General features: G+C 39.9%; 21 protein-coding genes. 9 read left to right on the forward strand and 12 right to left on the reverse strand.

Features of this window, described 5'->3' with window-relative positions:
* Positions 1-11: 11 nt before the first annotated feature.
* The gene (locus MK805_RS01150; RefSeq protein WP_240873351.1) at positions 12-323 is read right to left on the reverse strand and encodes a hypothetical protein; all 312 of its coding nucleotides are present in this window, start codon (positions 321-323) and stop codon (positions 12-14) included.
* A 492-nt stretch (positions 324-815) separates the two neighbouring features.
* The gene (locus MK805_RS01155) at positions 816-1,298 is read right to left on the reverse strand and encodes a hypothetical protein (RefSeq protein WP_240873352.1); all 483 of its coding nucleotides are present in this window, start codon (positions 1,296-1,298) and stop codon (positions 816-818) included.
* A gap of 599 nt (positions 1,299-1,897) precedes the next feature.
* On the opposite strand from MK805_RS01155, the gene MK805_RS01160 reads away from it, so the two are divergent.
* Entirely contained in the window at positions 1,898-2,128 is a 231-nt protein-coding gene (locus tag MK805_RS01160; protein WP_240873353.1) for a hypothetical protein, read from the forward strand.
* A gap of 156 nt (positions 2,129-2,284) precedes the next feature.
* On the opposite strand, the gene MK805_RS01165 is transcribed toward MK805_RS01160, so the two are convergent.
* Positions 2,285-3,043, reverse strand: a complete 759-nt coding sequence (locus MK805_RS01165; RefSeq protein ID WP_240873354.1) for an SDR family NAD(P)-dependent oxidoreductase — start codon at positions 3,041-3,043, stop codon at positions 2,285-2,287.
* Positions 3,044-3,360: 317 nt separating this feature from the next.
* On the opposite strand from MK805_RS01165, the gene MK805_RS01170 reads away from it, so the two are divergent.
* Together MK805_RS01170 and MK805_RS01175 are read left to right on the forward strand one after the other, a co-directional pair.
* The gene (locus MK805_RS01170) at positions 3,361-3,960 is read left to right on the forward strand and encodes a TetR/AcrR family transcriptional regulator (RefSeq protein WP_240873355.1); all 600 of its coding nucleotides are present in this window, start codon (positions 3,361-3,363) and stop codon (positions 3,958-3,960) included.
* A 178-nt stretch (positions 3,961-4,138) separates the two neighbouring features.
* A complete protein-coding gene (locus MK805_RS01175; protein WP_240873356.1) occupies positions 4,139-4,654 on the forward strand; it encodes a hypothetical protein in 516 nt (171 codons plus the stop codon).
* A 452-nt stretch (positions 4,655-5,106) separates the two neighbouring features.
* On the opposite strand, the gene MK805_RS01180 is transcribed toward MK805_RS01175, so the two are convergent.
* The 4 genes from MK805_RS01180 to MK805_RS01195 all read right to left on the reverse strand — a co-directional run bounded on the left by MK805_RS01180 (position 5,107) and on the right by MK805_RS01195 (position 7,670).
* Complete coding sequence (locus tag MK805_RS01180) at positions 5,107-5,367, reverse strand: hypothetical protein (protein ID WP_240873357.1); 261 nt, start codon at positions 5,365-5,367, stop codon at positions 5,107-5,109.
* A 239-nt stretch (positions 5,368-5,606) separates the two neighbouring features.
* On the reverse strand, positions 5,607-6,392 hold the full coding sequence (locus MK805_RS01185) for a hypothetical protein (protein ID WP_240873358.1): 786 nt from the start codon (positions 6,390-6,392) through the stop codon (positions 5,607-5,609).
* Positions 6,393-6,402: 10 nt separating this feature from the next.
* Complete coding sequence (locus tag MK805_RS01190) at positions 6,403-6,864, reverse strand: helix-turn-helix transcriptional regulator (protein WP_240873359.1); 462 nt, start codon at positions 6,862-6,864, stop codon at positions 6,403-6,405.
* A gap of 107 nt (positions 6,865-6,971) precedes the next feature.
* On the reverse strand, positions 6,972-7,670 hold the full coding sequence (locus MK805_RS01195; RefSeq protein WP_240873360.1) for a MerR family DNA-binding transcriptional regulator: 699 nt from the start codon (positions 7,668-7,670) through the stop codon (positions 6,972-6,974).
* Positions 7,671-7,880: 210 nt separating this feature from the next.
* Between MK805_RS01195 and MK805_RS01200 the strand changes: the two genes are divergently transcribed.
* Positions 7,881-9,134 carry an MFS transporter gene (locus MK805_RS01200; RefSeq protein ID WP_240873361.1) on the forward strand — a complete coding sequence of 418 codons (1,254 nt, stop codon included), beginning with the start codon at positions 7,881-7,883 and terminating at the stop codon, positions 9,132-9,134.
* Between the two features lie 53 nt (positions 9,135-9,187).
* Here the strand turns inward: MK805_RS01200 and MK805_RS01205 are convergent, their stop codons facing one another.
* Both MK805_RS01205 and MK805_RS01210 read right to left on the reverse strand, forming a co-directional pair.
* Positions 9,188-9,418 carry a hypothetical protein gene (locus MK805_RS01205; protein WP_240873362.1) on the reverse strand — a complete coding sequence of 77 codons (231 nt, stop codon included), beginning with the start codon at positions 9,416-9,418 and terminating at the stop codon, positions 9,188-9,190.
* Between the two features lie 44 nt (positions 9,419-9,462).
* Positions 9,463-9,828 carry a molybdopterin-binding protein gene (locus tag MK805_RS01210; protein WP_240873363.1) on the reverse strand — a complete coding sequence of 122 codons (366 nt, stop codon included), beginning with the start codon at positions 9,826-9,828 and terminating at the stop codon, positions 9,463-9,465.
* Between the two features lie 147 nt (positions 9,829-9,975).
* Here MK805_RS01210 and MK805_RS01215 point away from each other — a divergent pair, with 147 nt between their 5' ends.
* Positions 9,976-10,257, forward strand: coding sequence for an Fpa/YlaN family protein (locus tag MK805_RS01215; protein ID WP_240873364.1), 282 nt, complete (start codon positions 9,976-9,978; stop codon positions 10,255-10,257).
* Here the strand turns inward: MK805_RS01215 and MK805_RS01220 are convergent.
* Together MK805_RS01220 and cax are read right to left on the reverse strand one after the other, a co-directional pair.
* Positions 10,246-10,527 carry a hypothetical protein gene (locus MK805_RS01220; protein WP_240873365.1) on the reverse strand — a complete coding sequence of 94 codons (282 nt, stop codon included), beginning with the start codon at positions 10,525-10,527 and terminating at the stop codon, positions 10,246-10,248. The two genes, MK805_RS01215 and MK805_RS01220, sit on opposite strands and share 12 nt — an antisense overlap.
* Positions 10,528-10,609: 82 nt before the next feature.
* On the reverse strand, positions 10,610-11,668 hold the full coding sequence (gene cax / locus MK805_RS01225) for a calcium/proton exchanger (RefSeq protein ID WP_240873366.1): 1,059 nt from the start codon (positions 11,666-11,668) through the stop codon (positions 10,610-10,612).
* 175 nt (positions 11,669-11,843) lie between these two features.
* Between cax and MK805_RS01230 the strand changes: the two genes are divergently transcribed.
* Positions 11,844-12,659: an NYN domain-containing protein gene (locus MK805_RS01230; RefSeq protein WP_240873367.1), complete on the forward strand. Its 816-nt coding sequence runs from the start codon at positions 11,844-11,846 to the stop codon at positions 12,657-12,659.
* Between the two features lie 142 nt (positions 12,660-12,801).
* Positions 12,802-13,200 carry an Asp23/Gls24 family envelope stress response protein gene (locus tag MK805_RS01235; protein WP_240873368.1) on the forward strand — a complete coding sequence of 133 codons (399 nt, stop codon included), beginning with the start codon at positions 12,802-12,804 and terminating at the stop codon, positions 13,198-13,200.
* Between the two features lie 206 nt (positions 13,201-13,406).
* On the opposite strand, the gene MK805_RS01240 is transcribed toward MK805_RS01235, so the two are convergent.
* On the reverse strand, positions 13,407-13,751 hold the full coding sequence (locus tag MK805_RS01240; RefSeq protein WP_240873369.1) for a YugN family protein: 345 nt from the start codon (positions 13,749-13,751) through the stop codon (positions 13,407-13,409).
* A 329-nt stretch (positions 13,752-14,080) separates the two neighbouring features.
* On the opposite strand from MK805_RS01240, the gene MK805_RS01245 reads away from it, so the two are divergent.
* A complete protein-coding gene (locus MK805_RS01245) occupies positions 14,081-15,313 on the forward strand; it encodes a M20 metallopeptidase family protein (protein WP_240873370.1) in 1,233 nt (410 codons plus the stop codon).
* Positions 15,314-15,369: 56 nt separating this feature from the next.
* Positions 15,370-15,810 (forward strand): CBS domain-containing protein, encoded by a 441-nt coding sequence (locus tag MK805_RS01250; RefSeq protein ID WP_240873371.1) that lies wholly within the window; start codon positions 15,370-15,372, stop codon positions 15,808-15,810.
* Positions 15,811-16,379: the final 569 nt, after the last annotated feature.

The following is a 16,379-nucleotide window of genomic DNA, read 5'->3' on the forward strand; positions in this document are numbered from 1 at the left end:
CGTACTACCTGCTATTCTTGGATGGATGGATGGATGGATGGATGGATGGATGGATGGGATTCTATTATCAATTGAGAAATATTCTCAATTGATGTTCGGACAATTTGCTTTAAGGGGGTATTGGGAGAAGCGTTTTGTAATGTTTCCATAAGGATTTGGTTGAATAATTGTACATACATCTTTGTATTTATTTGTGAAGTGCTTGATTTTGGCATAGATGCGCCATCTAAAACCCAAAAAACATTATCATACATCCCTATTAGGTCTTCATTGTATAACTTTTCGGGGTTTTTGTTCGATAAGGTTGAGATCAAATAATTCATTTTATCTACTCCACTGTTTGGTTATCATTCTGTGATTATTATACAATTTAAACAAGTTTGTGAAAAGTGAATTGAATGTCTTATGACATAAGTTGTCCACTTTTGAAAAATCACTTTCATATAAAAATGGCTTTTACATGTACGACATAGGGATGGTTCTCTTATCTCATTATGAGCAAAATGATTTCAACCATAAGAAAAGCCCACATAAAAAGAAACAGATTTTTATTATTTCATCTGTCTCCTTTTTTGGGAGCATATCAATTTTTGGAGTGTAAAAAATCTATCTTACGGTGTGAATTACCTAAAAGTTAAAGAGCTGTCCTGTTTGCTTATCATGCGACAAGAGATCGTCCCTTTACAGAAAGGTTGTCCCATATACTAAACCAATATATTCCAAGAGAATTCTTGACAGAAATCTCTGCTTCTAATAAAATTATGTGGACGGTGATCAGGTCGCGTGCGACGTGACCGATCCCCCGTCTATCTAACTTATAATCCTAAGAATACACGGGTAGCCGACCAAAGCAAAGCCGCGTATTCATAGGGGATGGATAAGATCTTATCGACTGGAAACAGCGGTGAGATCTTATTTATTGTCTGGGTAGAACCATTTTCGATTGCTTTCCCGACAATGGTTGTCAGGATCATTGTTCCAACCCAATGTAACACGAATATCCACCATTTACCGGAGTTCGCTTTTTTAAGAGCTTCCTCGGCTTTGATGGCCCGGTTTTCCCACTCGTTTTTTTCTGCTTGCTCCTTTTGGATCTCGGCTTTTGTAGCAGCGAGTTCCTGTAAGGTCGAATGAAGATGATCCTCGGCTTTCAGTGCCCGATTTTCCCATTCATTCCTATCAGCGAGCAGTGAGTCGATTTTGGCGTCTTTCGCCTCGATCGTTTTTACCAGGTGTGTTATTCCCTCTACTTCTTGACGTGACTGTTGGTTAACAACAACTTTCGTTTGTTTTTCCATACCTAATTTCCCCCTTTTATTAAGGGAGATCAGTCACGTCGCACACGGCCAGATGCTAAGCATTGGCTACCGTCCACAGTGTCTGCCCCAGGCAGACGAAAAGCTAAGGTAAAACTGTGCAGGGATGGCGAAAGCCCTCTACCTGCGCTGCTATCGCTGGTTCCTGCCAAAGGCAGCTGTTTTCACGATAACGTGATCGAGTAAACATGCAGCTCCACTCAGCCGAGAACATTATGTTCGATCAGGCGAGGAGCACATATTTCTATCAGATCAAAACAGACATACTTTTATCTAATCATAATGTGATTATATTTTCAATATTAGCTAAAATGGGAATCCGTTGCGTTAAAAACAGATGGTCTTCCACACCTCAAGGATTTCTTGATCATCACTTTTCTGAGTAGCCGTTTTATTTGGTATAAACATTCGTGTAAACAAAAGAACAAATGGAGAATTTAAATTTTACATCATGGAAGATTTGTTTGACGAAGGATATGAAGGATTAACGAAAGATAAAACGATGGATGAAGTGGCATTAACCAAAAAAGAAGAAGAATAACAAAAAGAGGACATGTTGATGCTGTCCTCTTTTTGTTGTAATGCGACAGGAGAACCGTCCCCTTGTCGCATATGTCTATTTACATACCATTATTCTCGCTCGGCGACTGCCCCAATGGACAGCCGCCTTGATCTCAGTTGGTGATCATTCCTTTGATCAATTCCCTGAGCTTGAACCATGCCTCTCGCTCAGGAAAGCCATGGGTTCCATTGATTGTGACCATGGAGACATCATTCCCGAACTTGCTTTGCTGGGTTTGGAGGCTGTGTGAGTTGAAGACACCGTCATTTGCCGACTGGATGAAGATCAGGTCTTGGACAGCCCATTGCAGCTCCAGTAATAATCGCCACTTTTCCACTTAGACGACTCATATAGAAACATCCTTTCCTGATGAAATTATTTATCTTTGAACTTTGAGAAAAAAGATTTAGAGAGTTAAGCCTCCATCGACCACAACAGTGGAACCAGTCATATAACTCGCTTTTTCTGAAGCTAAATAAGCAACCATTTCTGCAAGTTCTTCAGGCGCAGCATAGCGACCCAATCTCATATTTGGTATTTCTTCAGGGATATAGCCGCCTTTTTCAAATTGCTTCGTAACACTAGCTGTTAATGCCGTTTGCACCCCTCCTGGACAGAGTGCATTAATGCGAATTCCTTTTTTGGCATATTCTAATGCAGCCCCCTTTGTTAGGCCTACCACGGCATGTTTGCTTGCTGAGTATACTGCAACGCTATGTTCTGCGCGGATTCCTGCTGTAGAAGCAGTGTTTATAATAGAGCCATACCCTTGCTTGTCCATCACTTTTAATACATATTTCAATCCAAGGAATATCCCTTTCACATTGACAGACATGATGCGGTCAAATTCTGCTTCTTCGATCGATGTGAAAGGAGCAAACTTCTGGATAATGCCTGCATTGTTGAAAAATACATCGATGCGTCCATATGTTTTAACAGCCTTATTCACATAGTTTTGCACATCTTCACTCTTCGACACATCTGCTTGAATGAAGATCCCTTCTCCACCTTGTTCCTTCACAAGTTTTAACGTTTCTTCTCCTGTTTTTTGATTGAAATCAACTAAAACGACTTTTGCGCCGATCGATGCTAATTTAATGCTACTGGCTCGTCCAATTCCACTTCCTGCTCCGGTGATAACAGCAACTTTGTTTGCTAGTTCCATGATTTATTCCTCCCGTATTAGCGTATTGTCTTGTTGATACAAATAAGGATTCGTTTTTCCAGTATCAACTAGTGCTATCTATCTATGAAATTTTTAGGATGAATCATATTTATATGCAGCGATGCAGTCATACCCAAAATATCGCGATATCGAAAATACATTAACAAATAGTTGTTTTATCAACATCGTGTTGATAATATCGATTATAACAGTCCTCTATGAAAGAGCAATCAACATGGTTTACTGGTCAGTTGTTTAATCGACAGCTCGTGAAGTTGTGTTGTGAAAGAGAAGAAAGTAATACAAGGAGATGAAAAATGTCGAGAAAATTAGATCCAAGAGTTGTAAGAACACGTCAAATGTTAAGAGACGCACTTGTTGAATTAATTCACGAGCAGGGATATGAGAAGATTACCGTTCAAGATATTACAAGTCGTGCCACTTTAAATCGCGCCACTTTCTACCTGCATTATCGTGACAAACTTGATCTTCTGTATCAGAGTTCAAAAGAAATCGTAAAAGACCTAACCGAGTGTATTGATTTATCTTTTGAGGAAGACAAGGAATTTGATTTTTTAAGCGATAAACCCCATATCGTCTTTATCCGGCTCTTCGAACAAGTCTCGCAAAATAGTAACTTATATAAAGTTTTTTTGACTGAAAAAAACATGCCCCATTTTACTTCCCGGATAAAGGATGTTCTCGTAGATTTTATTTTAAAAGGAATAAATCATGTACAGCCGGATGATCAGCTGCTTACTGTACCGCGGGAAATCGCTGTGAGGTATTTTGCCGCAGCATTTCTGGAGGTTATTGTTTGGTGGTTGGAAAAGGACATGCCTTATGCGCCCAAATATATGGCAGGATTATTAATGCGTATTGCAATAAAGGGACCATATGTGAATAATCCTTTTTAGAACAGTAGTTCAAGTCGGTGGAGAAAAGGGGAATGTTGGAGATACTATTGCTTTCTTTGGGACGAAAAGATAACCCTTTTGGTAACTTTTAAAAGAAATAACCAGAAGGGTTAAATTGCTGATTGTGGCTTTCTTTGTGTTCAGAAAATCTTGATTCCCTGAAGATTGGTGTGATTTAATGAAGATACTCACACACGTGGGATTGAATGAAGGAGCGGTCGTGAACAAGTTCTCAGAAACCGAAATGCGGACGATCTTCCGGAACGCAAGGAACGCCGTGCAGAACCCCATCCAGAAGAATGTCGCTGGGTTCTTCCCTGGTGGGAAGTTCTACAGCGTTGACGAGCTGAGCACGCCCGTCGATCGTTGGAACTTTCCGCGGCGAGACCAGTCGAAGACTGTGGTCTCCGTGCAGGTGACCTCGAACGGACGGATGGGGATCGCAGGATTCCCTGCGCCGATCATCACTACGAATCTGGAGGAGAAGTACGAAGAAGAGGGGATCCACTACTACGCGGATCTCGCTGACATGGGGGTCCGATCGACCGCCGTGGCGTACAGTCTGATGGACTTCAGGGGGGAGGGGAATGTTCCCGCAATGTTCCTCCTCTTCCACCGAGTGTCCAAGACCATGTTCTACGTGGTCGGGTACTGGAGGTTCGGGTCTGTTTACGAACCCTTCCTCACGTACTGAGCCTATCCCTGCAAAGGGATGGTGAGCTCTCCCGCGTGTGGCAACCCCGTGCAGGGATTTCTGGCTAATACAGCAGACTTCTCGGTACGGGGCCCACTTTTTCACCCTCCCCTTATTTTCTTCGCATCTACTTATGGGTCAAAATTTTCCATGGATCGCTTCCAAATACCCATATCTTTTGCATTCATTGTTATTTTGTTTCTGTTCCTAATCTACCTCTTTTACAAACAGCAGAAAACCAAGTTAAACTAGAACTTTCTTTCTTTAAAAAGATCGCAATGAGCAACTCACCTTTTTCCCAATCAGTGAAGAAGGTATTTTGTGCAGCTTAAATGTATGTGGATATTTTTGTCAGCGGATTTGTTCAAAAATCTCTTAAAGTCAATCAAACATAATAGCATTGATTGCTCTATATCCAACATTGGTATCGTTAATAGTAAAACTTACGGTCCCTATACTGGAACAACACATACATGCAGGGTATAGGTGATGGGAGAGCCTGTAGCTGTATCTGTAAAAGTTAGATTTGGAACAAATGTTTCAATATTAGGATTGTTTCTTACTCTTCCTTTTCTTTCCATTAATTGCAGTTGTGTTTCATTTGGTGCAGGTAATAAAGCATTGTTTTTTCTCAGTTCATACCGAATGACGTATTGGAACAAATCATTATTCGCTCCTGATCCTTGGGATACAGTTACTTGTACTTTGGCCATCGTATCTACTTTTATTTGTGTGCCCGCCGATGCTGCTGGGACAGATAAGGAAGTATAAGAGGAGTGGACTGAAATCTTGTCGTTTTTTCGATTGGGATCAGATGGATACGTATTTGGGATTGTACATCATATAAAAAAATAGCGATCGTTTTCTGTAATTCAACAGTAATAGTCGCCTGCTTTTTTTAAAAATTTGGTAACTAATTTTTAAGGGACTGTAAAACGGGGAAGAATCATGCTTAATTATTGAGTTCTTTCCCTCTTACACTTGAGATGTTCAGCATCTTTGCAGGAATGATGCGAGTGAAGATCCAAAACAATAATACTTGTCCCATGATCAGTATGAACAATTCCATAGAATGGGAGACAAAGTAGTCTAAAAAGGCATATACCAACCCTAATAAGAGATGAAAGATAAGCGAGATCCAATGTGATGCTCTTATTTTTTTTATTTGGAAGTCTATTATCCATGAAAGAGGAGCAATGAGAGTAAGGAGCAAGGGTAAAGTCATAGGCAGTTCGCTTATACCGTTCATAAAATTAAATTCAAAGTAAGGATATTGGAAAAAGTAGTAAATTACAGTAGCTATGGAGACAGCTGCAGAGATCCAAAGTTTATGAATATAAAAATCTTTTGCCTCTTTTGATACTAAAAAGGAAGGAATAAATCGATCTATTATCCAGGAGAGAGTAACCCCAACTAAAACTAGTACAGTACGAGTATTAAATAGCGTGATGGAAAGGACAAAAGCATAATTTAAACTGATTGCGAGAATGATTCCTAAGGCAAAATGTATAAAAAATGATACTGTATTTTGATACTTTTCTTTGACTAAACGATCAATTCCTACAGATAATAGTGACCAAATGAGGATAATCGGGAGGGCAATGATACACCATATTTCCAATCCTAGATGATTTTCATTATCATACTCCCCTTGGTAGGTGCTAATGCTAATGACAGAGGTAATAACAATGTAAAGGATATAAAGGAATGATGTACTTATCAATTTACGGAATAACATAAAAATCCCCCTATTCTTTCTTTGGACTGATTCTTTCTTTAAATCGCTCATAGATGAATTCCTTATCAAAAGAGCTGTCCCATCGGCGGTTTTCGTGATCCAAAATGCGGTAATGATTGGTTATCACATTTTTCTGTAAAACAAATCCATTCTGCTTTTCTTTTTCCATCCACCAGACTTTCCCGCCTAATGTTTTTGGTCTTTGTCGCTCAAAGTGAGTGTGAGCAATTGTTTGAAGAACTTCCAGCGGGTTACCGCCTAATACATTTTGCAAAATGGTGCTGTTTTGGAATAGAGCACATAAGGAAACAATCTGTATCCATGTTGCCTTTTGACGGCCTTTTTCTATTTGTACCAATGTTTTTTTAGAAATTCCTAGTATCGCAGCCATTTCTTCTTGGTGGTAGTCAAATTCAGTTCTTACTAATTTAAATTGTTCTGATAATACTTGTATAATTTTCTCTTTATCCACAAGATCACCCTATACCCTTCAAGTGTAATTTTACACTATTCGATTGTTTTGTCAATTTCATTTATAAAAAAATTGAGCAATTTACGATAAATGTTTTTTTCAAAGACTTATTTCATTTGTATGTATTTCATCATAGCAGCAATTGCTTCATACTGTTTGGTCAATTGATCATTCAGTTTTTGGATCGCACGTTGAAAGGATGTTTTGACGCTCTCCAAGTTTCTTGTATCCAGATCATCAAGCAGCTGTTTCATGCTTTCGATGAAATAAACCGTTTTTCTTAAACTGCTGATCACTATAATTTTTCTTAATTCACGGGATGTAAATATCCGATATCCATTTTGAGTATTTCGTTCCGATCGAATCAATCCTTCTTTTTCCCAATGCCGGATGGCGGAAGGATTGACACCGCATATTTTTGCGACTTCCCCGATAGTCATCGCATCGGTTATTTTATAATTTTTGTATTTAGCGAAATCGGTTTGTTGGATCATGTTCAAGATGGATTCTACTCGCTGTTTTTCCATGTGTATATCGTGTAATTGTTGATTGATTAACCATAGACCGTTTTCGATCTGCCCTTGTTTTATCTTTTTCATCACTTCATAGGCAATAGGAATATCATATCCTTTCAGCAGTGCTCGAAGGCTGACAAAGGCTTGCAGATGTGTTGGTGTATAGTATCTTCGGTTGCTGGCTGTTCTTGGCACATCAGGGACTAAGTCCAGCTCTTCATACCTTCGTAAGGTTGTCGTACTGACATTTAATTGTTCAGCAACTTGTTTAGGTGTATAGATGATATCCATCGGATTCTCCATTATTTAAAGTATAAGATTAAAGTCCAGTAACAACATTAAATGAAAGAAATTCAGCAAAATCAAGCAGTTTTTGTCTTTGAACCGAAAGATTGCATAAATGTAGTACGATTTTGATGGAGTGATTTGATAAATGAATAAGAGGATGGGGGTAGGTCAGGTAGTGAATAAAAAGGATAAACCAAAAAGGAGTGGATCAATTTGAATTCAAAGCAAGAAGCTGTAAAGGCACCCAGTTTGATCGGCAATCGATTCGTTCAGACAATACTATTATCAAATATACTTTTGCAGATTGGAATATGGGTGAGGAATTTCGCTATATTGCTGTATGTTGCGGATAAGACCCACAATGATCCATATGCTGTATCGTTAATTAGTGTGGCTGAGTTTTCGCCGATTTTCGTATTTTCCTTTATTGGCGGCACATTTGCAGACCGTTGGATGCCAAGAAAGACCATGATCTGGTGCGATTTGCTTTCCGCTGTCTCTGTATTTCTGGTTTTGTCTGCCATACACTTTGGTACATGGCAGTTGGTATACTTTGTTACATTTATCTCGGCCATTTTGTCCCAATTTTCACAACCATCAGGAATGCGTCTCATAAAGGAACATGTTCCTGAGCATCAGTTACAGCAAATGATGGCGTTATTTCAGTCGCTAATGGCTACTTTTTCGATTCTTGGTCCCATGTTGGGAACGTTTTGTTACAGCAACTTCGGATTGGAAATATCCATTATGGTAATGGGAATTGTATTTTTGTTTTCGGCTCTTGTCCTTATACGACTGCCGAAAGATAAGATCAAAGCCGCTTCAAAAATGGAAAAGAATCAGTTCCGAAGAGAATTTATGGAAGGTTTTCGTTATGTCTGGAAGAGCCCTTTGCTTAGAACCCTTGGAGTTACGTTTGCTTTGGCGGGTTTGGCTGTCGGCATGATTCAAGCGCTCAATTTGTTCATTGTCACAGAGAGATTAGGCCAGTCGAAAGATTTTTTGCAGTATATGTTGATGGTAAGCGGGGGAGCCATGCTGATAGGAGGCGGGGTCATTGCAGTTATCGCAAAGCGTATTCAGCCGCAATATTTGCTGGCATTTGGAATGGCGACTAGTGCACTTTGTACGGTTATCATTGGATATTCAACAAGTGTGCCATTAACACTGACGATACAATTTATAAATGGGTTGATAATGCCATGTATTCATATTGGAATTAGTACCATGATCTTAAAATGGTCTCATGCCTCCATTGTTGGTCGAGTGAACGGATTGCTCAATCCGATGTTTATAGGGATGATGGTGTTATCCATGTCATTTGCAGGCGCTTTGAAAAGCACTTACTCACTCGTATCCATTTATACAGGTGCTGGTATGCTTCTTTTGATCGGTGCATTGGTGATGATTCCGATTATGAAATACAAATCTTCTGATTCATTAGAAACAAATTCAAGTAGTGTCTGAAGAGTAAAAAGCGGCGATCCTCTCCTGTAATTCGGACAACGATCGCCAAATTCTTAATTTTTATACTCTTTCCAAGCTCGAATCGTGAGTGGCAAAGAGACAATAGGGAATAGAAAAGTCCATCCAACAATTAATATTGCGGTGACAAGATGTGCGTTTAATAAAAACAAGAGGCCATAGCCAGCTGCGAAAAGGAGAGTTATTGCTAAAAAGTGAATTACTATTTTTAATTTGGGATTCTGCGGTCCGTGTTTATTAATGGTATTGATCAATTTTTGGTTCATTTTTTGCTCACATCATTTCTATATAGGTGATATAAGATGGTAGTTTATACCATTTCTATTTCTCTAATAGCCTTTATTGGATTATCCTTATTTGAACCATCAGCAAAGTATAGAAGGGCAGGTCCGCCTTCTTTTATCGGTTTTCCATCAATGGCAAAACAGAGGTAACTCGATAGTAGAGTTGCCAACGGAACATGAATCTTTTCCCCGTCATGGAGGTGACAGACAGCATGCGTAGTATCCTCAGCGGGTTCTGTATAGTGGATGAAAGGTTCTATTTCGATAGCTAAACCATTGGTTTCCGAGATGCGGTCAGCGAGTTCAAAACGACGATCATCAAAGATCCATATGGTGGGATCGAGTGTGATTTTAAATTTTACATTTCCAGTCACTTGAATGATGTCATGCATTAGCTTTTATCCTCTTCTCTATAGTCTTTTGCAAAAATGATCTTGTTCGTGATAAACTAATTGTAGCATAGGTGCATTAGGATATTTATAATTAACATAGAAATTCAAGAAGAACCGTGTACCTACGGTAGATAGGGGGTTTCATTCTTGACCGCTCCAATAGAGATTGACAGCAGGCAGAAGGCATTGATCCTTTTACGAGAAGATGCAAAAAAGATAGAGCAGTTGATCGCAGTCCAACTCGCCAACTTAACTCTACCTAAATGTCCTTTATACGAAGAAGTTCTAGATACGCAAATGTTTGGATTGTCTCGGGAGATCGATTTTGCGGTTCGAGTTGGTCTGATCCATCGAGAAGATGGGCAGCAAATATTACATGAACTAGAACAAAAATTAGCAGATTTATATACGATTCTTTTAGAAGGTTAGCATATCCCCGCCATTTGTAGGGGATATTTTTGTATCCGTTTCTTCCATGGCTTGTTCCAGTTTTCTTTCTGCTAAGATCAGTTCCCGAGTCAGTAGTCGGATTTTGCTGCTGATTTGCAGTTGTTCTCTTCGATCTTGTCTTGCTTTGGACTCATCTCCTCTCCTCGTGGCAAGTTGGAAATCATCTTGCTTTTCATTCATGATTTTTTCTAATCGGGAAATCTCGATTTTTATATTTTCCACTTCTCTTTCAAAACGCCAAACGGACATTTTCCATTCCTCCCATCTCCTCTTACTTCGTCTTTTTCTGTTATTTTCCTATGAGAGCAAAAAAAGCCCACCTAGTGGTGGACTAAACAACAAAGAATACCGTGCCTAAAATAACATAGACGATTAGGAGCAAGGTTCCTTCATACCAGTTCGTGGAACCATCTCTGGATATAGAGGATGCGATAATGGCAGATACACCAATGGCAGTTAATTCATATGCCGTAAAAATTAAGTTCATTTGTTTATGGAACAAAAGACTGACAAATACAAGAACTGGAGATACAAACAAGGCAATCTGCAAACTGCTGCCAATCGCGATCTCTACAGCCGCACCAATACGATTTTTCATCGCTAAGAAGACAGCAGCACTATGTTCTGCTGCATTACCGATAATGGCAATTAAGAAAGCACCGACAAATAATTCTGACCAACCTAATGCTTTTGCTACATGCTCAACCGTATGTACTAACCATTCACTCTGTATGGCGACAAACACAGTGGAAACGACGAGAAGTAAGATAGACATTCCCATGGAATAATCAGGTTCTTCATGTTCATCGTTTGGCGCTCCATCAATGTTGTCGCCAAGTTCCTTTTTATGTGTAACAAGGGAGAAGTAGAGCCATAATAAATAACCGATAATAAGTACAAAAGCGATAATAAGGCTCACATTATTGATCTTTACAGCAGGCATATTTTTTAGAAACACAGCAGGAACTACTAAAGCGATAACTGCTAGCATCATCAAGGAGGCATTGTGGCCGGCTAAAAGTGGGTTGAAATTTTGAATTTTAAATTTTAATCCGCCGACAAAAACGCTCAACCCCAACACCAGTAGTAAGTTTCCGATAATAGAACCGGTGATACTGGCTTTCACCATGTCGAACAGTCCTTCTTTTACAAGAAAGATGGCGATGATTAATTCTGCTGCATTTCCAAAGGTGGCGTTCAATAATCCGCCTAACCTCTCACCAGCATAATGTGCTACATTTTCAGTAGCCTTTCCTAGCAAGCCTGCCCAAAATAATAAAGATAGGCAAGCGAGGGCGAACTGGAGGGATTGATTGCCGCCGAGAAATTTTGCTGCTGCGCTAGCAATAGTAGAAAGAATGAGTACAGGATAAAACCATTTTTGATTCATAGCATTAACTCCTTTGTGTTAGCATCTGCTAATTGGTAATGGACATACAAAAAACACGAAATTTGTCAATATGTTTCCTTCAAAAGTCGAATGATTATCACCGGAAAAAAGCAGGAAAACAATAAATTTCAGAGAATATTCCCAACATGCTTAAATATGGAAGGAGGGGCTGCAAGTGGATTATCGGAAGGATACAGCTATTTTCATCGATTTAGAAAATGTTTATTACGGGCTAAAGAAGTACCATATGGACCCCGACCATCCCGATGACTCCCATAATTTGTTTGTGCGATTAACTGAGTATTATGGCAAAGATTCGATTCGTATGATGGAAGCATATGCCGATTTTGAACAAGTCGACTTGTCCATGATGAGTTTACAAAAAAAACGAGTCCATGTAAATCAAGTATACAGCAATGGGCGAGAAGGTAAAGAGCGTAAAAATGCTGCTGATATTCAACTCTGTTTAGATACCATGGAGGTCTTGTATCAGATACCAGAAATTCATACGTATGTTATTGTAAGTGCAGATCAAGATATGATTCCTCTTTTAGATCGCTTATGGTCAAAAGGAAAAAGGGTAGAGTTATTCTGCCTATGGGATGAAAGTTTATCCAAGTCAGCTCAACTGCATGAGTTTTGCGATCAAGCACATAATTTGCTTGAATTTCTAAATGTCGAAAAATTAAGTACTCTCTCTCAGGTAGATCGTTTAATTCACAATACAGTTGTTCAAATTTATGAATGGTACCGTGATCCAAACAACATAGGAAAAAGTTATGGGAGTACATGGATTAAAAACGATATATCACGCAAATTCCACCTAGATGAGTTAGAGTCCAATCATTTGTTTAATCGATTGGTCAAGGGTAAATACTTACTTCCTTATGAGATAGAGATACAAGATAAAATATTTTATGGCTATAAAGTTAATTTAACTCATCCACAAGTACAGATGATGGTAAAAATAGCTGGCTACAAAGTGAGCTAAACCGTTTGAAATAGTACCGTAAATTGTATAAAATGTAACTGTAACAATTACTTGCGAATTTTCCGACATAGATTTCCTCGTCCATCATGACAAAGAGGAAGGGGGAGAACATGCTACTTTTAAGCAAGTAGTAGCAAACGATATGGCAGAACAGAATTTGATTCAAATATCTAATGATGTAGTAGCCGTTATTGCAGGTTTAACCGCAAGTAGAGCAAATGGTATCGCTAGTATGTCTGGAGGTATCACAGAAGGCTGGGCCAAACGTGTTGGCGGGAAGAACATGAGAAAAGGCGTCTCAGTTGAAGCAGGTGAAGTGGAGACAGCCGTCAGTCTTCGGGTTATTGTGGAATTTGGTGTCCCTATTCATGATGTATGTCGCAAATTACAAAAAGAAGTGAAGCATGCGATTGAGAATATGACAGGACTTTCTGTAGTCGAAGTAAACGTAAAAGTTGAAGGCGTTGAAATAAAAGAAAAAAACAGCCAAAAAAGTGACAACCATTTTGATGAAGAAAGTTTAGAAAATGGTATAGGTTAGATGTTGAAAATGGGAAAGAAAGCTGCCAACTGGGTAGTTTTCTTTTTCCCTTTTGTCCCTACATAGAACCGAAAAGAGGTGAAGGATACCCTTCCACCTCTTCTCTTTTCCGCAGATAAGATAGTATAAATTTTATCTTATCTGCATAAGTGCAACTAAGCTTCTGTCTGCGCCTATAGGCTTGCCAATCAGCAAGTTTTCTTTATTTATGCTGATAAATTTTTTTCCAATTCGTTAATTTTTTCGTGAACTTCTGCTTGGAGTTTTTCTGGTACAAGGACATCATTATCTAATCCATGTGGAAAGAAATGACGGGCAAAAACAGGGGTATCTGTTTCCACGACAGCTTTTGGATTTTCCAATTGCTTGTCATTTACGACACGACATGGGAGCCGCAGGTAATAATCGACTCCATCCACCGTATATTTGTAATCATATGTAACTTTTCTGTAATCCCAAGCCCACCGAGTGAAGCCAAGCGCCTTCATCAGTTGCTCTATTTCTTTAAATTCTTTTTTAAATCCTTTTGTTTTTGCTTCAGGAAAAAGCATATATTAGTACCCCCTAAAGTGTATGTTGAACTCTACTTAAATCATGATAGTATGTTACCCCATCTGAAAGCAAGGTAACAAGTGGAGGAAATACAAAGGAGGTGAAAACAATTACCATTGAATGTGCAAGGACAACAAATCGAAAAAAATTCAAAGAAAGGCAGGTGTACACTGCTACAACTAGATATATGTCTGAAAGTTATGCTGAAAATAGGTGAGATGGAGGTATGATTTCTTAACACTCGTGCAGGATATTTTTCTTTTTCCCTTTTTTATCTTCTGACGAGTGATTAGGAAACATCGAACAATTTTCACATGGACATGTGTCTATGTGTAAACGTAGCAGTAAATATATGAAACAGAGGATCGAGGAATTGTTTCCACAAGTAGTAGCATGGAGAAGAACATTTCATCAATATCCAGAGGTTTCATTTCAAGAAAGAGAAACTTCCAAGCGTGTGGCAGCACACTTGGAAAGCTTAGGATTAGAAGTGCTGACTGGTGTTGGAGGAGGCGGTGTCACAGGTCTGCTTCGAGGCCGTCATCCCGGTCCAACGATAGCCCTGCGTGCTGATATGGATGCCTTGCCCATTCAAGACGAGAAAGATTGTGCTTATCGTTCTCGTGTACCAGGAGTGATGCATGCATGTGGACATGATGGACATATGGCAATGTTAATGGGCGCAGCATCTATTCTTACGACAATGAAAGAGCAATTATACGGAAATATCTTATTTATTTTTCAACATGCCGAAGAAATGCTGCCAGGCGGTGCTAAATCCATGATTGAGGCGGGTGTATTAGAGGGAGTAGATGCCATTTATGCGGTACATCTCTGGTCCCCGCTTCCCACTGGATATATGAGTTTTCGTGCAGGTCCTATGCTTGCATCGAGCGATGTATTCACTGTCAACATCATTGGTAAAGGTGGTCATGGAGGGCTGCCCCACACGACAACCGACGCGATCGCTGTTGCCTCCCATGCCATTGTCAACATCCAATCCATCATCAGCCGGCAAATCGATCCTGTTCGTTCAGCTGTTATCTCCATAGGCAGTATCCATGGTGGCGATGCATCCAATGTTATTTCCGATTCTTGTGAATGGAAAGGAACAGTACGCGCTTTTGCCCCAGATATTCGTGAATTTTTGCTTCGACGGATCAAAGAAGTGGTGCATGATACTTGCCATATGTATGGAGCTGCTTACGAAATTGAAATTCGCAAAGGATATCCTCCGCTTGTCACCAATCATATGGAAACGGCACGTTTGCGCAAAGTTGCGGAAGAGATCGTAGGAAAAGACAAAGTCGAAGAGATGGATCCGTTGATGGGTGGAGAAGATTTTGCTTATTATTTAAATGAAATCCCTGGAACTTTTTGCTTTATTGGTGCGGGCAACGAATTAAGAGGAATTACAGCACCCCATCATCATCCGAGATTTGATGTGGATGAAGAAGCGATGAAAACGGGGATGGAGTTACTAGTCAAAGGGGCGATTCAGTACTTACAGGAAGCCTCTCTTGAAACCAATAGACCTACTTTACTTGCCTCCTATATGTAAAATGAATGCCCCTTATGGAATGAGGTTATGCTAACCATAAAAGGGGGTATGGATAGATGCATAAGCTAAGAGATATTATGTCAACAGATATCGCTCATCTTTCTCCAGATGACAATCTGTTCGAAGCGGCAACCATGATGAGAGATGAAAATGTCGGGATGATTCCTGTTTGTGAAAATGGGCAATTAAAAGGGATCATCACAGACCGCGATATCGTCACTCGCGGAATTGCAGAAAAAAAACCGAACTCCTCTACATTACATGATATCATGTCATCTCAATTGGTATATGGTACACCGGAAATGTCAGTTGATGAAGCCGCACAGAAGATGGCAGAAGCACAAATTAGACGTCTGCCTATTGTCGATCAAAATCAGTTGATTGGTGTTGTATCTTTAGGAGATTTGGCGGTTCGCTCACCTTATCAAAACGAGGCAAGTGATGCTTTAAGCGAAATATCTGAAACACATAATCCTCATACTTCAAATGATTTATAAAAATTAAAAAAACTGTTAGCATTTTAGTGCTTACAGTTTTTTTGACATCTTAATAAATTACAAATAAATTTATATTTTCAACAAGCATTTCAATCGCTTTCATGATATACTAATCATGTCGAACCCGGGTGAAGGGGCGGCGTATCTGTAAAGCTGCACAACTGAGTGCGTACTGTACCAGAAGGTATAATCTGTGGAGGAATAACAAGCTTCTCATACAATGCTGTTGTCGCTGATTTGTTAAGGACGTTAGTCCTTGATATTTCTGCGAACGCAGCTGAAGAGGAGCCCACAGGTTTACTGACTGGGAATGTACGCATGAGGAAGTGTAGTGTGTAGGATACGTCGTCCTGTGTACCGCTAGTAGGCGTGGATATATAAAACTTCTGGTGGCTCAGAGAGCCAACCCAGTGGCGCGGATGCGCCACAACTCGGTGGCGGGAGAGCCGCCATAAACTCGGTGGCGGGAGAGTCGCCACAAACTCAGTGGCGCTGAGCGCCACTAAGGGGGCGGGAGCCCCAAAATCCCGCCTGGGGCTTAGGCCCCAGCCTACCCGCTTCGGCGGGTA

The organism is Shimazuella soli (genome assembly GCF_022511585.1).
GTDB lineage: Bacteria > Bacillota > Bacilli > Thermoactinomycetales > Thermoactinomycetaceae > Shimazuella > Shimazuella soli.